This window comes from Glycomyces amatae (assembly GCF_020991375.1).
Lineage (GTDB): Bacteria > Actinomycetota > Actinomycetes > Mycobacteriales > Micromonosporaceae > Glycomyces > Glycomyces amatae.
Genome location: NZ_JAJLQZ010000005.1, coordinates 403,049 through 423,682 on the forward strand (window position 1 = coordinate 403,049; position 20,634 = coordinate 423,682).

General features: G+C 73.0%; 14 protein-coding genes and 1 tRNA gene. 9 read left to right on the plus strand and 6 right to left on the minus strand.

Annotated features, from left to right (window positions below; genetic code table 11):
- The first annotated feature begins 56 nt into the window (after positions 1-56).
- The 7 genes from LO763_RS29385 (at position 57) to LO763_RS11065 (ending at position 11,776) form a co-directional block, all read left to right on the plus strand.
- Positions 57-3,608: a DUF5107 domain-containing protein gene (locus LO763_RS29385; protein ID WP_304608811.1), complete on the plus strand. Its 3,552-nt coding sequence runs from the start codon at positions 57-59 to the stop codon at positions 3,606-3,608.
- Positions 3,609-3,805: 197 nt separating this feature from the next.
- A complete protein-coding gene (locus LO763_RS11040; RefSeq protein WP_230602037.1) occupies positions 3,806-6,304 on the plus strand; it encodes a beta-galactosidase in 2,499 nt (832 codons plus the stop codon).
- Positions 6,301-7,623: an ABC transporter substrate-binding protein gene (locus LO763_RS11045; RefSeq protein WP_230602038.1), complete on the plus strand. Its 1,323-nt coding sequence runs from the start codon at positions 6,301-6,303 to the stop codon at positions 7,621-7,623. Before LO763_RS11040 ends, LO763_RS11045 begins: the two co-directional genes overlap by 4 nt.
- Positions 7,620-8,528 (plus strand): carbohydrate ABC transporter permease, encoded by a 909-nt coding sequence (locus tag LO763_RS11050; protein ID WP_230602039.1) that lies wholly within the window; start codon positions 7,620-7,622, stop codon positions 8,526-8,528. The genes LO763_RS11045 and LO763_RS11050 overlap by 4 nt, the downstream gene beginning before the upstream one ends.
- Complete coding sequence (locus tag LO763_RS11055) at positions 8,525-9,382, plus strand: carbohydrate ABC transporter permease (protein ID WP_230602040.1); 858 nt, start codon at positions 8,525-8,527, stop codon at positions 9,380-9,382. The genes LO763_RS11050 and LO763_RS11055 overlap by 4 nt, the downstream gene beginning before the upstream one ends.
- Positions 9,383-9,405: 23 nt before the next feature.
- A complete protein-coding gene (locus tag LO763_RS11060; RefSeq protein ID WP_230602041.1) occupies positions 9,406-10,671 on the plus strand; it encodes a cellulase-like family protein in 1,266 nt (421 codons plus the stop codon).
- Positions 10,672-11,449: 778 nt separating this feature from the next.
- Positions 11,450-11,776, plus strand: a complete 327-nt coding sequence (locus LO763_RS11065; protein ID WP_230602042.1) for a DUF3817 domain-containing protein — start codon at positions 11,450-11,452, stop codon at positions 11,774-11,776.
- Between the two features lie 220 nt (positions 11,777-11,996).
- Here the strand turns inward: LO763_RS11065 and LO763_RS11070 are convergent, their stop codons facing one another.
- From LO763_RS11070 to LO763_RS11100, 6 genes are all read right to left on the minus strand, one after another.
- Positions 11,997-12,653: a response regulator gene (locus tag LO763_RS11070; RefSeq protein WP_230602043.1), complete on the minus strand. Its 657-nt coding sequence runs from the start codon at positions 12,651-12,653 to the stop codon at positions 11,997-11,999.
- Positions 12,650-13,831: a sensor histidine kinase gene (locus tag LO763_RS30260; RefSeq protein ID WP_304608812.1), complete on the minus strand. Its 1,182-nt coding sequence runs from the start codon at positions 13,829-13,831 to the stop codon at positions 12,650-12,652. The genes LO763_RS11070 and LO763_RS30260 overlap by 4 nt, the downstream gene beginning before the upstream one ends.
- A complete protein-coding gene (locus tag LO763_RS11085) occupies positions 13,828-15,261 on the minus strand; it encodes a serine hydrolase domain-containing protein (RefSeq protein ID WP_230602044.1) in 1,434 nt (477 codons plus the stop codon). The genes LO763_RS30260 and LO763_RS11085 overlap by 4 nt, the downstream gene beginning before the upstream one ends.
- A 172-nt stretch (positions 15,262-15,433) precedes the next feature.
- A tRNA-Gly gene (locus tag LO763_RS11090) sits at positions 15,434-15,504 on the minus strand.
- A 43-nt stretch (positions 15,505-15,547) separates the two neighbouring features.
- The gene (locus LO763_RS11095) at positions 15,548-16,159 is read right to left on the minus strand and encodes an HAD family hydrolase (RefSeq protein WP_230602045.1); all 612 of its coding nucleotides are present in this window, start codon (positions 16,157-16,159) and stop codon (positions 15,548-15,550) included.
- Between the two features lie 56 nt (positions 16,160-16,215).
- The gene (locus tag LO763_RS11100; RefSeq protein WP_230602046.1) at positions 16,216-16,884 is read right to left on the minus strand and encodes a ThuA domain-containing protein; all 669 of its coding nucleotides are present in this window, start codon (positions 16,882-16,884) and stop codon (positions 16,216-16,218) included.
- 449 nt (positions 16,885-17,333) lie between these two features.
- Between LO763_RS11100 and tig the strand changes: the two genes are divergently transcribed.
- Positions 17,334-18,719 (plus strand): trigger factor, encoded by a 1,386-nt coding sequence (tig, locus tag LO763_RS11105; RefSeq protein ID WP_230602047.1) that lies wholly within the window; start codon positions 17,334-17,336, stop codon positions 18,717-18,719.
- A 576-nt stretch (positions 18,720-19,295) separates the two neighbouring features.
- Positions 19,296-20,634 (plus strand): HNH endonuclease signature motif containing protein (locus LO763_RS11110; protein ID WP_230602048.1); only part of this gene is annotated, 1,339 nt, incomplete at its 3' end.

Here is a 20,634-nt window from a genome sequence, read left to right on the forward strand (position 1 = left end):
TCCTCCATTGAAACGACCATCGACAGACGACGTCAAGCCGCCGTACGGTCAGGGTCATGTCCAGTGATGAGTCGAGGATCGTCCTACCGCCGGTGCCTGACGCGCTCGCCGACCGGCCCGTGCGGGCCTGGCGCGAGCCGGTTTCGATCGACACCTACGAGCCCGCCGCCCCCGACCGCTACCCCGCCTACCTGGACCAGCGCGTCTACCAGGGCTCCTCCGGCGCGGTCTACCCGCTGCCGTTCATCGACGCGGTCGCCCGCGAGAAGGCCCCGCGGGAGTGGGACGCGCTGCACCTGGACAACGAGTACGTGCGGCTCATGATCCTCCCCGAACTCGGCGGAAGAATCCACATCGGACTCGACAAGACGCGCGGGTACGACTTCTTCTACCGCAACGACGTCATCAAGCCCGCCCTCGTGGGCCTCGCCGGCCCCTGGGTCTCCGGCGGCGTCGAGTTCAACTGGCCCCAGCACCACCGGCCCGCCACCCACCTGCCGACCGAGACCGCGATCGAGGCGGAGGCGGACGGCGCCGTCACCGCCTGGTGCTCCGACCACGACCCGTTCGCCCGCATGCAGGGCATGCACGGCATCCGCCTGCGCCCCGGCAGCGCCCTCGTCGAGCTGCGCGGCCACCTCGTCAACCGCACCGACGAGGTCCAGACCTTCCTGTGGTGGGCCAACGTCGCCGCGAAGGCGGGGGAGGACTACCAGTCGTTCTTCCCCACCGACGTGCGCGCCGTCGCCGACCACGCCAAGCGCGCCACCACGACCTTCCCCGCGGCGCAGGGCCGCTACTACGGCGTCGACTACCCCGCCCGCCGCAGCGCCGAGACCCCCGACGGCGACCGCCTCGACTGGTACCGCAACATCCCCGTCCCCACCTCGTACATGTGCCTGGGCACCGAAGACGACTTCTTCGGCGGCTACGACCACGGCGCCGGGGCCGGGTTCGTCCACTGGGCCGACCACCGCACCGCCCCCGGCAAGAAGCAGTGGACCTGGGGCAACGCCCCCTTCGGCTGGGCCTGGGACGCCCACCTCACCGACTCCGGCGGGCCCTATGTGGAGCTCATGGCCGGGGTCTTCACCGACAACCAGCCCGACTTCGCGTTCCTCAGACCCGGCGAGACCAGGACCTTCTCCCAGTACTGGTACCCGATCCAGGACACCGGCCCCGTCCACCAGGCCACCCGCGACGCCGCCGTGCGCCTCGACGTCGAGGCCGCCGGAGGCCGGACGCGCGCCCGGATCGCCGCCGCGGTCACGGCCCCCCGCCCCGGCGCGAGGATCCGGCTCCGCTCAGGCGACCGGATCCTCTACGACGCCGCAGCCGACCTCGAGCCCGGCGCCCCGCACGTCCGCGAGGTCGACCTCGACGGCGACCGAGCCCCCGCGCCGACCGAGCTCGAACTCCTGGTCGAGCACGACGGCCGGACGCTGGTGTCCTGGAGGCCGCGCCCCGAACCCGCCCCGGCGACCGCCGAGTCCGCGACCGAGCCCCCGGCGCCCGCCGACATCGACTCGGTCGACGAGCTCTACCTCACCGGCCTCCACCTCGCCCAGTACCGGCACGCCACCCGCTCGCCCGAGCCGTACTGGGAGGAGGCCCTGCGCCGCGACCCCGGCGACGCCCGCTGCCGCACCGCGCTCGCGGCCCGGCTCATGCGCGCGGGCCGCCTCGACGAGGCCGAACGCCACTTGAACGCCGCCGTCGCCCGCCTGACCCGCCGCAACCCCAACCCGCGCGACGGCGAGGCCCACTACCGGCTCGGCCTCGTCCTCGCCCGGCTCGGCCGCGCCGCGGAGGCCAAGGCCGCCCTCGGCACCGCGTCCTGGGACGCCGCCTGGACCGACGCCGCCGCCGTCGCCACCGCCAAAATCGACCTCGCCGCCGGACGCGACGACGACGCGGCCGCCGCACTCGACGCGCTCCTGGACCGCAGCCCGCGCCACACGCAGGCCCGCAACCTCCGCACCGTGGCCGCGCTCCGCGGCGGCGACCGGGACCTCGCGGCCGCGATCGTCCGAGGAACCCTGCGCGACAACCCCCTCGACGCCTGGGCCCGCGACCTCGCCACCCGGATCCGCGGCGGCGCGCCCGCGGCGCCCGGGTCCGACACGGCCTCCGAGGACCGCCCGGGCCGCGCCGCCGAACCCACGACCGACCCGACGATCGCGCTCGACGTGGCCCTCGAGTACCGCGCGATCCGCGAGGACGGGGCCGCGCTCGACCGCTTCGACGCCGCCGCCCGCCTCGCCCCCGCGCCCGGCCAGGTCAACGTCGCCCCGCTCGCGTGGCTCCACCGCGCCGACCTCGAGTTCGAGCGAAGCGACGATGCCGCGCTCCCGCCGGCTTCCGGCCAGGTCGACGCCGCCCCGCCCGACCGCGCCGACGGCGACCTGCGCCGCGCCGCCGAGACCGCCGCCGAGGCGGCGCTGCGGCGCCTCCGCGAACTGGACCGCACCTGGTGCTTCCCCTCGGCCGCCGACAACGACGCCCTCGCGCGGCTCCGCGCGCGGCGGCCCGAGGACCCCGTCCTCGCCGGCCTCGCCGGGCACTGGCTCTACGCCGCGGGCCGCCGCGACGAGGCGATCGCGGCCTGGACCGCCGCCGCGGCCACCGGCGACCCGGTGGTGCTGCGCAACCTCGGCGTCGCCGCCCACAACGTCCAAGGCGACCCCGAGGCCGCCGCCTCCTGGTACGAACGCGCCCGCGAGGCCGCGCCCGACGACGCCCGGCTCCTGTACGAGGCCGACCAGCTCGACGGCCGCCGCGGCGTCGCCCCCGCCGCCCGCCTCGCCGTCCTCGAAGACCGGCGCGACCTGGTCGAGACCCGCGACGACCTCGCCGTCCAGTTCGCCGAACTCCTCACCGCCGCAGGAAGACCCGGCGACGCGCTCGACCTCCTCGGCTCCCGCGCCTTCCAACCCTGGGAAGGCGGCGAAGGCCGCGTCCTCGCGGCCTGGGAGGACGCCCACCTCGCCCTGTCCCGCCGGGCCCTCGCCGACGGCGACCCGAAACGCGCGGTCGACCACGCGGCGGCCGCGCTCGCGCCCGTGCCGAGCCTCGGCGAGGCCCGGCACCTCCTCGCCAACACCGCCGACCTGCATCTGGCGCTCGGCGACGCCCTCGCCGCCGCGGGCGACGAGGAACGGGCCCGCACCGCCTGGGCGACCGCCGCCGCGCAGCAGGGCGACTTCCAGTCCATGGAGGTCCGCGCCCACTCCGAGCACACCGCCGCCGCCGTCACCGCGCTGCGCCGCCTCGGCGAACACGAAGCGGCGCAGGCGCTCCGCGACGGCCTCGCCCGCTACATCGACGAACAGGCCGGGGCCCGCGCCCGCGTCGACTACTTCGCGACCTCCCTGCCGACGATGCTCCTGTTCACCGCCGACGTGCAGGCCGCCCACGACACGCGCGTCCTGGTCCTCAGGGCCCAGCTCGCGCTCCTGGACGGCGATCATGGACAGGCCGCCGAACTCGCCCGGAGCGCCCTCGACCGCGACCCGCTCAACAGCGCCGCGAAGGCGGGCCTCACGGCAGCGAACGCCATGGGCGCAGACGCCGCGGCAGCCCGCACCGGGAAGGCGGTCACCGATTGACCTCCTTCCATGAGCCGGACCGTTCGCGAAGGAGCGACATGAACCACCGACCGCCGGGCCCTCGCGGACCGCGCGCCCTCGACCGGGCGCCGCACTCGGCCCGCTCGTCAATCCTGCGAACACCGCGGCCGCGGCAGCGGGTGCCCTGAAGCCGACCGGCCCTCGTCCACGAACCGAACCATCCTCAAAGGAGAGCGATGAACGACCCGAACCCCGCCCCTCGCGAACTGCGGGCCACCGCCCCGCCGGGCCCGCGGCGCGGCCACCTGCCGTTCGGCGAACCCGAAGGCGCCCCCGACCGCATCGAGGTCACCTCCCGCCGCATCGAGCGGGCCGGCCGCCCCTGGTTCCCGATCACCGGCGAGATCCACTACTCCCGGACCCCGCGCGAGCGCTGGAACGAGATCCTCGGGCACGCCCGCGCCGGCGGCCTCGACTCCGTCGCCACCTACGTGTTCTGGCGCGCCCACGAACCCGAGCCCGGCCGCTTCGACTGGACCGGCGACCTCGACCTGCGCGCCTTCACCGAACTCGCCGCCGCGCACGGCCTCGACGTCGTCGTCCGCCTCGGCCCCTGGGCCCACGGCGAGGCCCGCTACGGCGGCTTCCCCGACTGGCTCATGGAACGCGACCTCAAGACCCGCACCGACGACCCCGACTACCTCGCCCTCGTGCGCCCCCTCTACGCCGAGACGATCGCGCAGCTCAAGGGCCTCACCCACGCCGAAGGCGGCCCGGTCGTCGCCGCCCAGGTCGACAACGAGCTCTACGACCAGCCCGGCCACCTCGCCACCCTCCGCGCCCTCGCCGAGGAACTCGGCCTGCGCGTCCCGATCTGGACCGCCACCGGCTGGGGCGGCGCCCAGGTCCCCGACACCCTCCTGCCGGTCTACAGCGCCTACTCAGAGGGCTTCTGGGAGGACGAGACGACCGAGTGGGCCGCGTTCGCGCCCTTCCACTACCGCTACTCGGAGGTCCGCGACGACCTCACCGTCGGCGCCGACCTCCGCGAAGCCCTCGACGGCGTCACCGCCGCCCCGGCCGGTGTCGCCGCCGGCGACCCCGCCACCCCCTTCGCCACCTGCGACCCCGCCACCCCCTTCGCCACCTGCGACCCTGCCACTCCTTTCGCCACCTGCGAACTCGGCGGCGGCATGCACGTCGCCTACCACCGCCGCCCCCTCGTCTCCGGCGAGGACGTCGCCGCCCTGGCCCTCGCCAAGATCGGCAGCGGCTCGGCCTGGCAGGGCTACTACATGTACGCGGGCGGCACCCAGCGCACCGGACCCCAAGGGCCCGAACAGGAGTCGCAGGACACCGGCTATCCCAACGACGTCCCGGCCCTGTCCTACGACTTCCACGCGCCGATCGGCGAGCACGGCCAGATCCGCCCGCACCACCACTACCTGCGGCGCCAGCACCTGTGGCTGCGCGAGGACGGGCACCGCATCGCCGCCATGGCCGCCGAGGTCGGCGGCGGGAGCGAGGACCCCGAGGAGCTGCGCTGGGCCGTCCGCTCCGACGGGACGAGCGGCTACCTGTTCCTCACCACCTACCAGCCGCCCAAGCGGCCCCTGGCGCCCCAGCGGGGCGTCCAGTTCACCGTCCACTTCGATGAGACGAGCGTGACCGTCCCGAGCGCGCCGGTCGACGTCCCCGCCGGGCACTCCCTCGCCTGGCCCCTGCGCTACCCGCTCACGCCGGACCTGACCCTCCGCAGCGCCACCGCGCAGCTCCTCACCCGCATCGCCACCGGCGGCGGCACCGGCACCGGTGACCTCGTGGTCCTGGCCGCGACCGACGGCGTCCCGGTCGAGATCGTGATCGACGGCCTTCCCGAAGGCCACCCCTTCAGGGACGGCGCAGGCGAGCACTCGCCCGAGGGCGCGCCGAGCGGGCACGCGCCCGACCGCGCTCCAGGCGAGCGTGCGCCCGGCCGCGTCACCACCGCGGACCTCCCCGCCCCGCCCGGCCCCGACTGCCTCATCGAGCTGCCCGGCGTCCGCCTCCTCGTCCTCGACGACGCGAGCGCGAACCGCCTCTACCGGCTCGACCTCGCCGGACGCGAACGCCTCGTCCTCGCCGACGCGCCCGTCTACGCCGAGCACGGCGACCTCGTCGTCCACCCCGAGGCCGAACGCGTCACCGTCGCGGTCCTGCCCGCGCCTCCCGCCTTCACCGCCGACGGCGCCGACCTCGACCCGCCCCGCGACGAAGGGCCCTGGCGCACCTGGACCCTCACCGCCCACGACACCGGGCCGATCCCGCTGCCCACCGGCCTCAGACCCGCCGCCGGGCCCGCGCCCGAGCCCCGCCGCGGCGGCCCCATGGACCGACTCAGCGCCCCCGACGACTACAGCGCCGCCGCGGACGTCCGCCTCGACGTCCCCGACTTCACCGGCGCCGACCGCGCGCTCCTGCGCCTCACGTGGACCGGCGACACCGGCCGCGCCTTCATCGGGGACCGCCTCGTGTCCGACCACTTCTGGCACGGCCGGGACTGGGACATCGACCTCACCCCGCACCCGCAGGCCGTCGAGCACGGCGTCCGGCTCCGACTGCTGCCGTGGCGGCGCGCCACGGGAGTATGGGTCGACCCGTCCGTCCGCGGCGTCCCCGACGGCGTCACCCTCGACGCCGCCGTGCTCGTCCGCGTCGGCAAGGTCCGGCTCCACGCCGAGGAGGACCCGTCATGACCCTCAACCGCAGAGGCCTGCTCGCCGGCGCCACTGGAATCGGTGCCGCCGGGATCGGCGCGCTCGCCGCGTGCTCCTCGCCCACCCAGGGGGACCCCCTCCGGTCCGGCCAGGCCGACCTGACACTGTGGACGCACGATCCGGGCTACGCGACGTTCTTCACCGACGCCGCCGCCGACGCCGGACTCGTCGGCGACAGCGCCTGGACCTACTCGGTCGAGGTCACCTCCATCGCGCCGCCGGACATCATCTCGCGCCTGATCAACCAGGCCGTCGCCCAGCGGCCCCTGCCGAGCATGGCCGGGCTCGAACTCGGCCAGTTCCCGCGCATGATGCGCGAGGGCATCGCCGAGAACCTGCTCGTCGACCTCTCGCCCCTCACCGACCCCCTCGGCGACGGGCTGCTCAAGACCCAGCCCTACACCGTCGACGGCGGCGTCTACGCCCTCGAATCGGACAACTCGGTCTCGGTCATGTACTACCGCGCCGACGAGTTCGAGCGGCTCGGCATCCCCGAGGACGTCGCCACCTGGGAGGAGCTGCTCGACATCGGCGCGCAGGTCGCCGCCGACACCGGCCAGGCCGTCGGCATGGTCTCCGACGGCGACAACACCGCCATCGTCCAGGGCTACATGCAGGCGCTGTTCCAGCGCGGCGGCGGCCTCTACGACGCCGACGGCGAGCTCATCGTCCTCTCCGAGGAGAACGTCGAGGTCCTCGAGCTCATGGCCGAAGGCGTCCGCAGCGGCGCGCTCCTGTCCCTCGCCGACCCCTACGGCAGCGCCACCGGCGCCGCCCTCAAGGAGAGCCGGCTCATCGCCACCGTCATGCCCAACTGGTACAAGGTCTACGGCCTCGAGGCCAACGTCCCCGACCAGGCCGGGCTCTGGCGCGCCCGCACCATCCCGCGCTACGCGGGCGGCGGCGGCATCGCCTCCACCCTCGGCGGCACCGCGTTCGGCGTCGTCAAGGACCAGGTCCTCACCGACGCCGCCGTGGACTTCCTCCAGCGCTGCTACCTCACCCCCGAAGGCCAGCTGGCCCGCTACGCCGCGGGCGCCTACCTGCCGACCCTCGCCGACCTCTACGACACCCCCGAGTTCCAGAACCTCACCGACCCCTACCTCGGCGACCAGCGCATCTTCGAGGTCTACGGCGCCGCCGTCGCCGAAATGCCCGCCTTCTACCAGGCCGCGGACCTCGCCGTGCTCCGCGACAGCCTCGGCGGGCCCGTCCTGCGCGCCCTCAAGGGCGAGATCGGCGCCGAGGACGCGCTCCGCGAAGGCGTCGACGCCTACGAAAGGCAGGTGTCCGAATGACCGCCACCGCCGCCGCGCGGTCCGACCGCGCGCAGAACCGACAGAGGCGATGGGCCCCTTACCTGTTCATCTCCCCGTTCTTCATCCTGTTCACCTGCTTCATGGTCGTGCCCATCGGCGCGGGCGTCTACCTGAGCCTCACGCGGTGGGCCGGGCTCGGCTCGCCCGAGTTCATCGGCCTGGACAACTACACCCGGCTCCTGGGCGACCAGAGCTTCGGCGCGTCCCTGGGGAACACCGCGTTCTACACCGCGTTCGCGCTCCTCGTCGTCCTGCCCGCCTCGCTCCTGATCGCCCAGGCGCTCGACGCCCGCGGCCTCAAGCTCCGCGACCTGTTCCGGCTCGTCTACTTCCTGCCGGTCGTCCTGTCGCCCATCATCATCGCCCTCATCTTCGGGCTGATCTTCGACGGCGAGTACGGCCTCGTCAACGCGGTCATGGAGGCGCTGTTCGGCTTCGGCGGCGTCTCATGGCTCACCGACCCGTGGTGGGCCCGGGTCGTCGTGGTGGTCCTGGTGCTGTGGCGCTGGACCGGCTACCTGACGATCTTCTTCCTCGCCGGGATGCAGGCCGTCCCGCGCGAACTCCACGAGGCCGCCGAGGTCGACGGGGCCGGACCGGTGCGCCGGTTCTTCTCCGTCACGCTGCCGCAGCTCAGACCGGTCACCGCGTTCATCGCCGTGACCATGCTCGTCAACACCGCGCAGATCTTCGAGGAGCCGTTCCTGCTCACCCAGGGCGGACCCGGCGAGTCGACCCTGTCGGTGTCGATGTTCGTCTACCGGGCCGCGTTCCAACGCCAGGAGCTCGGCTACGCCGCCGCCGCGGGCGTGGTCATGTTCGTCATCGTCTTCGCGCTCGGACGCCTCGCCTCCAGCGCCTTCGGCGTGGGGAGGACCCGATGAACGCCACCGCCGCCCGCACGCCCCGCCGCCGCCGGGTCCGCCCGGCCCGCGCCGGCCTCTACGCGACGCTCGTCCTGCTCGCGCTCGTCTACCTCGCGCCGCTGGCCTGGGCCGTCTCCTCCTCCTTCAAGGAGCGCAGCGAGATCTTCGCGTTCCCGCCGAAGCTCTGGCCCGACCCGGCCACGCTCTTCAACTACGCGACGCTCCTGGCCGAGCAGCCGTTCTGGCGGTGGATGCTCATGAGCACCTCCGTCGCGCTCATCAGCACGGTCGCCACCGTGCTCCTGTGCTCGCTCGCCGGGTTCGGCTTCGCCAAGTACGAGTTCAAGGGCAAGCGGCTGCTGTTCGACGTCATGTTCTCCTCGCTGGCGATCCCCTTCGCCGTCATCGTCGTCCCGCTGTTCGTCCTGGTCGCCAAGCTCGGCCTCTCCCACCCGCTGTTCGCCCTGGTCGTCCCGTGGGTCGCGCCCGCGTTCGGGATCTTCATGATGCGCCAGTACACCGAGCAGTCCATTCCCGACGAGATCCTCGACGCCGCCCGCATCGACGGCTGCTCGGAACTGCGGACCTTCCGGTCCGTGGTCCTGCCGCTGCTGCGGCCCGCGCTCGGCGCGCTCGCCGTGTGGAGCTTCCTGAACACCTACAACACCCTGCTGTGGCCCCTGGTCGTGGTCTCCGAACCCGAGTACTACACCGTCCCGCTGGGACTCCAGGCGCTCTTCGGCGCCGAAGGCCGCCAGTACAACCTGGTCCTGGCCGGGGCCGTCCTCGCGGCGATCCCCGCCATCGCCGTGTTCGTCCTGCTGCGCAAGCAGCTCATCTCCGGACTCACCGCAGGGGCGGTGAAGTCATGACCGAACCGCAAGGAGACGCACCCGTGACACCTGACCACCTGCCGGACCGCCTCGCGATCACGCTCTGGGACTTCTCCTGGTACGCGCGCACCGGCCCCGGCGAGCCCTTCGAGGACCTCGACGCCGCGTTCGCCCGCGCCGTGGACCTCGGCTACAACGCGGTCCGCATCTGCGCCATGCCGTTCCTGCTGTTCCGCTCCGGCCTGGACACGACCGCGCTGCGGCTGGAGGCGCTCGGCCCCGGGTACGCCGAGCGGGTGCGCTGGTACGACGTCGAGCAGCCCACGGTGATCGACGCGAAGGCCCACCTCCTGGAGTTCTTCCGGGCCGCCGACCGGCACGGCGTGTCGGTCATCGCGTCCTCCTGGGAGTACCAGCAGAGCCCGTCGCTCGCGGCGGAGAGCGGCTGGTACGAGGCGCTGCACGCGGTCGACCCCGAGAAGCGCCTGAGCGTGCTCGCCGAAGCCCAGGCCGACCTCGTGGACCTCCTCGCCGAGCACGGGCTCGCGCACACCATCGCGCTGGTCGAACTCCACAACGAGGTCCAGCTCGGGTACCTCGCCGAAGGGCTGCCGGGCCGCGAGGACCCCGTGGTCGAGATGCGCGACCGGCTCGAGGCGGGCATCGCGGCGTTCCAGGCGCGGCACCCGGAGGTGCGGTGCGCCCCGAACTACGCGGGGGTCCCGATCGCCGCGCTGCGCGGACTGCCGCGCAACGCGACCGCGCTCGTGTTCCACCCGTACGTCTACGGGGTCCTGGACGAGCTGGTGCGGGAGTTCGCGCTGCGCGAGGACCCGGCGCTCTTCCCGCAGGAGCGGGCCGACGCCGAGCTGCTCCGGCCGGGCGCGCCGCGCCTGGCCGAATGGGAGGCGGCGCCGGAGCCGGAGTGGAAGCGGCGCGCCACGATCATGAAGCGCACCGAGGTCTACGTCCACGACTGGTGCGACCCGGACCGGTTCGACCGCTGGCTGTACGAGCGCTACGGGAAGCACCGCGCGGCGATGGCCGCGCAGCTGCGCGACTGGATCGACGTGGCGGCCGACCACGCGGCCCGGATGGGAGTGCCGCTGGTCTTCGGCGAGGGCTGGGTGGGCTACACGCCGAGGGACTGCGACTTCGAGGAGGGCCCGGTGGGCGCCCAGATCTGCCGCGACGCGGCGGCCCACTCGGCCCGGGTGGGCGCCTGGGGCTCGATAGTGTGCTCGAACGCGGCCCCGCAGCACCCGATGTGGGCCGACGAGGACCTGCAACGCGAGTGCAACGCGATCATCCGGGGCACCGGCCGGTAGCCGGAGGCCGCGGGCCGATAGAGCGAGAAGCAGGCCTGTAGCCGCTCTGGCAGCCGGACACACGGGGAGCAGGCGCCGCGGGGCGGACACCCGGCGGCGCCTGCGCCGCGTCCGGCCTGCGACAGCGCTCACCGCGGAAAGGGCCGCAAGCGATGAAGGACGAGGCCGCATCGACGACTCGCAGCACTGGGAGGCTCGGGCGGCGGCGGACGGCCCACACTGCGCGAAGAATGTGACCCGCCGGGACCGGCCCAGGCACCGCAGTGCACGGGCCGCGCGCAGGTTTCGGCACGGAGCGCCCGGGAAGGCCGGCCCACGGGCCTGCGGCTGCGCGATGCGGCTCGGAGACGAGGGGCGCGGCCGTGCGGGCGGTCCGCGGCGATGGGAGGACTCGGGGTCTCGGCGGGCGGCCCACGCCGCGCGAGGCGTGTGGCCCGCCCCGCGCAGGGGCCGCAGCGCTCGGACCGCGCGTGCGGATTCCGGCACGGGAGGCCCGCGACGGCCGGGCCCGGGCTGTAGTCGCGCCGAGAGGATCGGGCGCTCCCGTCCTTCCACCCCCTTACCCGGACGACACCCGACTGTCGTGGGGCTCACCGTGACCGGTGACGGACCGGTGCCGCTCGCACCGGGTTCTCGCACTCGGCGGTGTTAGGGTCTGGCCACAGCGCCTTCCAGCACCCGCCGGGGCGCATCGCGGACCCCACCACGCCGCGTTCGGCGGCACCGCCGCCGAACACCCGCATCGCACCGGAACCCGCACCACCGAAGGGAACCCGCCATGTTCGCCAACCCGGTCTTCCGCTACCGCATGCTGACCCTCGCCGAGGGCTGGTCCTTCGTGCTCCTGCTGGTCTTCGGATCGCTCCTGAGCCGCGTCTCCGAGATCGACCTGGTGATGCCCCTCGGCTCCCTCCACGGCGCCCTGTTCGTGCTCATGGTGCTGGGGACCCTGCTCATCCGCCGCCGCCTCCAGTGGGGCTTCGTGATGACCCTGGTGGCGCTCGCCTGCGCCGTGGTGCCGCTGGCGCCGTTCGTGCTCCACCGCGTCAAGCGCGACGAGCTCCTCGCCGCCGAAAAAGCGGCGCAACCCGTCCCCGCCGCCTGAGAAAGCGCCGCGCGAGCCGCTTCGAGCGGTGCCTCAAGCGTCGAACTCCGTGGACCGACCGAGCGGACCGAGCGCTTCAGCCCCGCTTCAGCGAGCTGCTCGCAGCCGCCTTGGAAGGCGCTCGCGCCTCCGACCCCGCCGATCGGGCGATCGGCTCATGCGGCCGGCCTCGCCTTGCGCAAGTCGCCCCAGGCCTTCGACCCTGCCGTCCTCAACCGGCTCAGGCCTGGTCCACCAGGCCCGCCTCATAAGCGAGGATCGCCGCCTGGACCCGGTTCTTCACCTCCAATCTCGTCAACACCGCGCTCACATACCCCTTCACCGTGCCCTCCGACAGGTGCAGCCTCGCGGCGATGTCCTGGTTCGAGCAGCCTTCTCCCAGTAGGCCCAGCACCTCCTTCTCCCTCGGCGTCAGCACCGCCGTCCTCTTGCGGGCCAGCGCGTTCCGGCTCAGCCCCGCAGGGCCCATCGACGCGATCACGCGGTGCGCGATCCTCGGCGACAGGAACGCCGCCCCCTCGGCCACGGCCCGCACCCCGATGATCAGCTCCCTCGGGTCGGCCGCCTTCAGCAGGAACCCGCTCGCGCCCTCGACGAGCGCCCGCGCCACGTAGTCGTCCTCGTCGAACGTGGTCAGCATGACCACCGCCACCTCCGGGACCACCCGCCGCAGCTCCGCCGCGGCCGCCAGCCCGTCCATGCGCGGCATCCGGATGTCCAGCAGCGCCACATCCGGCCTGTGGGCCCGCGCCAGCTCCACCGCCGCCGCCCCGTCGCCCGCCTCGGCCACCACTTCGATCTCCGGGTCGGTCGCCAGGATCGCGGCGACCCCGGCCCGGATCATGCCCTCGTCGTCAGCCAGCAGCACCCGGATCACGCGTCACCCCGCACCGGCAGCTCGGCCTCGACCGCGAAGCCCCCGCCGCGCGGTCCCGCAGTGAAGGTCCCGCCCAGCAGCCGCACCCGCTCGGCCAGCCCGGCCAGCCCCGCCCCACCGGACACGGACGCCCGCGGCGGGCCCTCCAGTTCCCTTCGCCCCGAGTCGACCGGTGCCGCCGGCCCCGATCCGGAGGGCACGGACTCTCCCGGCAGGCGCTCCCGCAGCGGACCGGCCGCCGGACCTGATCCGGCGGACTCCGTCCCCGTCCGCCCGGCCCAGACCGCATCGGCTTTCATCGGGGCCGAACCGGTAGGCGCGGTGCTGCTCTCCCACCGCAGGCCGGTGCCGGTCGGCACCTTTCCTCCCGCGTTCACGACCGCCATTCGCACCACGTCACCCCTCTGCCTTATCCGCACCGTCACCGCCGTTCCCGCGGCGTGCTTCGCCGCGTTCGTCAGCGCCTCCTGCACCACCCGGTACACGGCCCGGTCCACCAGGGGTCGCAACGGTTCCGTCTCCACTTCCAACCGCACCTCCATGCCCGCCCGGACCGAGCGCTCCACCAGGGCCTCCACCGGCTCGTCGAACGGCGTGACCGGCGCCGCGCCCTCCCGCAGCGTGCCGAGCGCGTGCCGCAACCGGTCGGTGGCCTCCACCGCGCTGGCGCGCAGCGCCGCGGCGGCCTCCCGGTCAGGCTCCGCCAGCGCCGGGGCCAGCTCCAGCGCTCCCGCCCGCAGCGCGATGAGCGCCAGATCGTGCCCGACCGAGTCGTGCAGGTCCGCGGCGATCCTCGCCCGCTCCTGCGCCTGGGCCCGCTCGGCGACCAGCTCCCGCTCGCGCTCCAGCCGCGCCACCCGCTCCTCTCCGGCCCGCAGCAGCTCCACCTGCTGGCGGCGGTACCGGCCCACGAACCACGGCAGCATCACGAACACGCCGAGCACCGCCGAGGCGCTGACGGCCTCCCCGAGATCCACCACCGCGATCAAGGCGGTGAGCACCGCCTCGACGAGCAGCACCTGCGCGCCCCACCGGCACGGCAGGCGGCGGCCGTGCAGGTAGGCGGCCACCGCCAGCGCCAGGAAGAGCAACTGCCGCCACATCGCCAGCGCCTCGGTGTCGAGACCGTTGACCACCGCCGCCGCGGCGATGAGGGCCAGTACCGCCGCATTGATCATGCGACCGAGCCTACCGACCGCAGCCGCACCACCCGGGCGACCGCGACCGCGGCCCCGGAGAGCGCCGCGACCAGCAGCGTCACCGAGAGCGGCAGCGCGAAGTACCACACCGAGGGCCAGGTGACCGTGCGCCCGGCCGAGATCAGGGAGACCAGGGACGGGTAGGCGGCGAACACCGCGGCCGGGATCAGCCACGCCGCGACCCGCAGCCCGGTGACCCACCTGCGGCGCCCCGCGCGCTTCTCGGCCCAGCGCCGCGACCGCCGCACCCCGAGCACCCCGAGGCCGATCGCCACCAGGCACAGGGCCCCCAGCACGACCTCCCACAGCTGACGGTCCCGCGCCGGCTCCTCGGGCGCCTCGCCGTTCACCACGGCGGCCAGGCCCTCCATGCCGGCGTAAGTGACGTCCGCGAGCCCGGCCCCGTTGGTGAGCAGCGCGATCCCGTACCCGCTCTCGGGATCGATCCACTCGACCGCGTTGTAGGTCATGAGGTTCCCCGAGTGGACCAGCGTGCCGTCCGATTCGACGGCCCACCCCATGCCGTACTCCTGGATCGCCGAGGGCGTGTGCATCTCCTGGAGGCCTTCGGGGCTCACGAGCTGCTCGCCGTGGCCGCCCTGGCTGATGAGCCACGTCCCCATGTCGGCGGCGCTGGTGATGATCCCGCCGCTGCCGGAGTCGTCGATGAACCCCGGCGCCTCCTCACGCGCGATCCACAGGCCGAACAGCGAGTTGTACCCCAGCCCCGGCATGACGTCCTCGTCCCGGGTGGCGCTGTGCTCCATGCCGAGCGGACCGAACACCCGCTCCCGCATGAAGGCCGCGAAGGACTGCCCGGAGGCGACCTCGACCAACCTGGCGGCGACGTCGAAGTTCACGTTGCAGTAGGCGTAGGCCGTCCCCGGGTCGGCGGCGAGCGCGTCGTCGCCCAGCCGCGACACGTACTCCTCCAGCGAGGCGGCCGCCTCGAGGTCCACCACGTCGATGCTCGTGTCGGAGAACCCGGAGGTCTGGTTGAGCAGCTGCCGCACGGTCACCTCCGCGGCCCGGTCGTCCGCCATGGCGAATCCCGGCAGCTGCCCGGCGACCGTGCCGTCGAGGTCGATCGCGCCCTCCTCGACGAGGATCATGACGGCCATGGCGGTGAACGACTTCGAGACCGAGGCGACCCGCATCGGGGTGTCCTCCGTGATGTCCTCGCCGTTCGAGTCGTGGCCGTAGCCGCCCGCGAAGACCACCTCGTCCTCGTGCGTGACGACCGCGGACAGCCCCGGCACGCCCGAGGTCTCGGCGAGCTCGGACAGGTAGGCGTCGATCGCCTCGGGGGAGGCCTGCGGTTCGGCCGCGGCCGCGGGTGAGGGCACCGCCGCCGCTGCGGCCGCGACCGCGAGGGCCGCCACGGTCAATCTGGCCGACTTGGTTCTCATAGGGAGCTCCGTTCTCATGGGTTCCCTATGAAGGCTAGAAATCCGCGCCGGCCCGCACACCGGTAGAAAGACCGGAACCACCCCTGACGAAAGACAGGGGCGGCCGCCCGACGACCTCCGCCTGGAGGCCCATACGGCGAAACGCCCCGGCCGAGGCCGGGGCGTTGTCCTGAGCGGGTGACGGGAATCGAACCCGCGCAATCAGTTTGGAAGACTGAGACTCTACCATTGAGCTACACCCGCGTGCTCCGCGCGAACGGAACGCAGACGAGTGTAGCGCATCGGCTCAGTCCGGTGCGGTGACGGCCGCTTCGAGTCCTGCCGCCCCGTCGAACGTGTGGGCCCGCCAGCCCCGGCGCGCCGCGGCCCCGGTGTTGTCCGGATTGTCGTCGATGAGCGTCAGGTCGCCCGGCGCGGCGCCGAACGCCTCCTTCAACCCGCGCTCGACGGCCTCGAACGCGGCGTCCTCGGGCTTGCGGGCCTTCAGGCGGCACGCGAAGTACCGGTGCCGGAACCACCGGGCCGCCTCGGGGAACCGCGCGTCGAAGCACTCGGCGAACAGCGGCCCGTTGTTGGAGAAGACCGCCAGGACCGCCCCGGAGGCCGCCAGCGCCTCCAGCACCTCCCGGTTCAGCGTGAACGCCGAGGTCCACAGGGCCTCGAGCTCCTCCAAGTCCCCGTCGAACCCGGTCAGGTCCGCGACCTCCCGGTGGATCTCGGTGGCCGTGAGCGCCCCCGACTCGCACCGCGTCTCGAAGCCCGACGCGAAGAGCCGCCGGTGCAGCTCCTCGGGCGCCAGGCCCGTCCGCTCCGACAGGAGGCCGAGGCGGTGGACCGGATCGAAGTCGAAGAGCACGGAGCCGAAGTCGACTACGAGGATGCGAGCGGCGTCGCCCATGTGACCACCTGCCGGGAGAAGGGGGACCGAAGCCTCACCATCTTACGTGTCCCAGGTCACTTGGCGGGAAGCACGCTCTGCAACCCGCCTTTGAGGTGGGCGAGGAAGTCCGCGTCCGCGTACGCCCCCGCGTCGTGCCCGAGCGCGGTGTAGAAGCACCGGCCCGACTCGAGCCGCCGGTGCCAGGCGAGGGGGTGCGGCGCCCCCATCGCCAGGTCCGCGGTGTCGTACGTGTCCTCGTCGACCTCCAGCAGGACCTCCACGTCCGCGGGCCGCTCGTCGAAGCTGTACCACTCGTCGGTCCACGACCAGCGCTTCGGCAGGTGCGCGGTCGCCGGGTGCTCGGCGTCCTTGACCTCGATCTCGCCCGCCGTGCACCCCGGCGGGTGGCCGATGAACCGGGCCCCCACGAGCTCGGTGAAGAACGGCCAGGAGCGCTCGGCGGTCGCGGCGGCGTGGACGCCGCACCATCCGCCGCCCCCCGTCACGAAGTCCGCGAGCGCGGCCCGCTCGAGCTCGTCCAGCACGTCCCCGGAGGGCGAGAGCCACACGGTCGCCGCGAAGCGGGCGAGGTCGAGCGGGTTGTGCACCGACGAGTCCTCGGTGTGCTCGGTCGTGAAACCGAGGTCGGCGGCGATGCGCTCGACGGCCTCGACGCCGGCCGGGATCGAGTCGTGCCGGAAGCCGGTCGTCTTCGTGAAGACCAGGATGGCGGGGGAGACCACGGCGTTCACTCCTGTTCGGGGTGCGGCGCCGCCGAGCGGCGCCGGTCTGGTGCGGTGGGCGCGCGGCGCCCCGATGTCGAGCGGAGGCGGCGACGGGCGTCCCCTCCTCCGGAGAACGATTGCACGGCGAATTCTAGGCGATCACCGCTCCACGCCGCCCCGGCGGCCGTTTCGCGGCCTTCCGCCCGGGCACCCGAACGGGTGAGCCGCGTTCCCCGCCGGGTGGCGGAGCACGCTTTCACGGCGGGCGCGGGCACCCGGCCGCACCGCGTTCTCTATGGTGGTCGCGGGCGATGTCGACCACACCCGCCGGGGCCGTCGGCCTGCGGCGGCCTAGACTCGGTCGGAGCGGGGGGTCGACGCTGCGCCGCCGGCGGCCCGATTCGGTTGGAGCGACCTCCGCGCCGACGTCAAGGCAATTGAGCGAAATCTGATCTAGGAGTACGTCTGTGAAGAGCACTGTCGAGACCCTGAGCCCGACCAGGGTGCGGCTGTCGGTCGAGGTGCCGTTCGAAGAGCTGGCGCCTTACATCAACGAGGCGTACAAGAGCGTCGGGCAGCAGATCCGCATCCCCGGCTTCCGCCCGGGCAAGGCGCCCCGCCAGGTCATCGACCAGCGCGTCGGCCGCGAGTCGGTCTTCGCCCAGGCCATGGACCCGGCCGTGCAGGCCAACCTGAACAAGGCCGTCACCGAGAACGACGTGAACGCGCTGGGCCGCCCCGAGCTGACCGAGGTCAAGCCGATCGAGCAGGGCAAGCCCTTCGAGTTCGTGGTCGAGACCGACGTGACCCCCGCGTTCGAGCTCCCCGACTTCGCCTCCCTGAAGGTCACCGTCGAGGCCGGCGACGTCACCGAGGAGGACGTGGACAAGGACCTCGAGTCCCAGCGCCTGCGCTTCTCCTCCCTGAAGACCGTCGAGCGCGCCGCGGCCGAGGGCGACTTCGTCGTCATCGACCTGCGCGCCACCCAGAACGGCGAAGAGGTCGAGGGCGGCTCGGTCACCGGCATGAGCCACGAGGTCGGCTCCGGGAACCTGCTCGACGGCCTGGACGAGGCCCTCATCGGCATGGCCGCGGGCGACGAGAAGACCATCCAGTCGACCCTCGCGGGCGAGCAGGAGGGCGAGACCGCCGACGTCGAGGTCAAGGTCACCCAGGTCAAGGAGCGCGAGCTCCCCGAGCTGGACGACGACTTCGCCGAGATGGCCAGCCAGTTCGACACCCTCGCCGAGCTGCGCGACAGCACCCGCGAGCGCCTCGAGACCCAGGGTGCGACCGGCAAGGCCAACGAGGCCCGCCAGAAGACCCTCGAGGCCCTCATCGAGGCCGTCGACCTGCCGCTGCCCGAGAAGACCGTCACCGACGAGATCGAGCACACCCGCGGCCACCTCCAGGAGCAGGTCGTGCAGCTCGCCGGCAGCTTCGAGGAGTACCTGACCGCGGTCGGCAAGACCGCCGAGGAGTTCGACACCGAGCTGCGCGACGACGTCGAGTCGAACCTCAGCCAGTCGATCATCCTGGGCCGCATCGCGAGCGAACGCGAGCTCGAGGTCTCCGGCGAGCTCATGACCGCCGAGGTCGTGCGCCAGGCCCAGCAGCGCGGCGTCCCGCAGGACCAGTTCCAGCGCTTCGTCGACGAGCTGCGCACCAACGGCGGCCTCCAGCAGATCGCCGCCTCCCTGCGCCAGCAGCTGGCCCTCGAAGAGGTCGTCAAGGAGGCCACCGTGGTCGACGCCTCCGGCAAGGAGCTGACCGAGGAGGACCTGTTCCCGGGCCGCAAGGCCGCCGAGGCCGAGGCCGAAGCCGCCGAGGACGAGGACAAGACCGAGGAGTAGACCTCCCACGGACCACCGAGGGGCCCGCCGCGGCAGCGGCGGGCCCTTCGCCGTCTGCGGTGCGAAGGGGTTGCGGTCGGAACGAGCAGCGATGGGGAGGCGCCCCTTTGAGCCGGGGCGTGCGCGTGGCCGGCCGGTGCGGGCGGGTTGGGGTCAGGGCGGGCGGCGACGGGGCGTCCTCTTTGGATGAAGTTGGTTCTCGGGGTGCGGGTGGCGGGTGGGTCGGGGTCAGAGCGGGCGGCGACGGTGGGGTGCCTTTGAGATCGGCCTGGTTTTCGGGGTGCGGGTGGGGGTGGGTCGGAGTCAGAGCGGGCAGCGACGGAGGGGTGGGTGGGTGCCCGGGGTGGGGTGGCGGGCGTCTGGCCGCGGTGGTCGGGGTGCGGGGGTGTGGTGGGGGTGGTGGTTCGTGTTGGGCCGCAGGGGACCCTGACGAAAGTTAGGGGTGATCGGGCGGTTTTTCATACCTTCGACCGATGACAGTCCGCAGTCGTCCTGTCACACTTGATGAAGTACGGCATCACCGACAATCAGGCAAGTATTCGAGCACAGCGACACGGCAAGGGAGGCGAGTCCCCGATGAGCACCAGCACCACCACCCCGGACGCTCCCTCTCTCATCGGCACCGACCGCGCCGCCCAAGCCCGGGAACTGCGCGCCACCCTTGATGCGGCCGCTGATCTGATCAACGCCCAGCACGCCCAAGTGCTCGCCGCCGTCATCGTGATGAAAGAACGGAACCTCCACCGCTCGGCCTTCGGCTACTCGGCGCTGCGGGATCTGCTGCTGTCCCAGTTCGACTTCACGTTCAACACCGCCGGAGCGATCGCGGCGATCGCGCGCCTCTCAGGCAAGTTCCGGATCCTCACCGCAGCGGCGGTCTCGGGGGAAGCCCGGATCGATCAGGTCGCCTACGCGGTCCGGCAACTCGACCAGACCCCGGCGATGCGCCTGTTCGCCCGCACCCCCTTCCGGGCACCCGTGCCCTCCCCTTTCGATGACGCGGTCCTCTGCGCGACGCCTGAGGCGATGGTGGCCCAGTACTGCCAGCACGCGCCGTTCACCGACCTCCAGCGGCACCTCGAGGGGCTGTGGGCGGCCATCGCCAAGGAATCGGAACTGCTGGATGCGCTCGGCGAGCAGTCGTTGCAGCGGCTGGACCTGGTCGAGACCGGGAACGGCATGTGGCACCTCGAAGGCGAACTCACCGCCACCACCGGGCGCCTCCTCGACAAGTATTTGAAGACCGCCTGCCCGCCGCCCCGCCAAGACGAGACCGACACCGACGGGGTGCTGCCACCGCAGGCGAACCGGCACGCCGAAGCCCTGCACCAGCTCCTCGCGGGCTATGGGTCCTCCCCCGAGGCCGCCACCCGGCACGGGCACACCGCCACCCTCGATCTACTGGTCGACATCGAGACGTTGCAGGGCAAAGACACCGGCCGGGTGCCCTTGTTGGACGGGCGGCCAATCTCGCTCGCCCAAGCCCGGCTCCTGGCCTGCGAGGGCGCCGTGATCCCCGCCGTGTTCAACTACGCCACCGGCGAAGCGGTCGAACTCGGCCGCGCCCTGCGCCTCCCGAATGCCGCTCTGCGGCGCAAGCTCGAGCTTGAACAGCCCGGAGGGTGTGTTTGGCACGGCTGCTCCCGGCCCGTCGCGTGGACCGAAGCCCACCACATCATCCACTGGGCCGACGGCGGCCCCACCAACGCCGCCAACCTGATCCTGGTGTGCCGGTTCCACCACGGCCGCCTCCACACCCCCGGCTGGACCGTCACCAAGACCGGCCCCGGCCAGGCGGTCATCACCCACCACGACCACGACACCAACGCCAGCACTGGCACTGGCACTGGTGCTGGTGCTGGTGCTGGTGCCGACGCTGAAGCGCACGGCCGCAACAGCAACAGCAGCGGGGGCA

Bases quoted from the DNA above. Each gene is read 5' to 3' on its own strand.
- LO763_RS11045 (WP_230602038.1), top strand. From the start codon at position 6,301: ATGACCCTCAACCGCAGAGGCCTGCTCGCCGGCGCCACTGGAATCGGT.
- LO763_RS11040 (WP_230602037.1), top strand. From the start codon at position 3,806: ATGAACGACCCGAACCCCGCCCCTCGCGAACTGCGGGCCACCGCCCCG.
- LO763_RS11055 (WP_230602040.1), top strand. From the start codon at position 8,525: ATGAACGCCACCGCCGCCCGCACGCCCCGCCGCCGCCGGGTCCGCCCG.
- LO763_RS29385 (WP_304608811.1), top strand. From the start codon at position 57: ATGTCCAGTGATGAGTCGAGGATCGTCCTACCGCCGGTGCCTGACGCG.
- LO763_RS11085 (WP_230602044.1), bottom strand. From the start codon at position 15,261: ATGAGAACCAAGTCGGCCAGATTGACCGTGGCGGCCCTCGCGGTCGCG.
- LO763_RS30260 (WP_304608812.1), bottom strand. From the start codon at position 13,831: ATGATCAATGCGGCGGTACTGGCCCTCATCGCCGCGGCGGCGGTGGTC.
- LO763_RS11065 (WP_230602042.1), top strand. From the start codon at position 11,450: ATGTTCGCCAACCCGGTCTTCCGCTACCGCATGCTGACCCTCGCCGAG.
- LO763_RS11050 (WP_230602039.1), top strand. From the start codon at position 7,620: ATGACCGCCACCGCCGCCGCGCGGTCCGACCGCGCGCAGAACCGACAG.
- LO763_RS11095 (WP_230602045.1), bottom strand. From the start codon at position 16,159: ATGGGCGACGCCGCTCGCATCCTCGTAGTCGACTTCGGCTCCGTGCTC.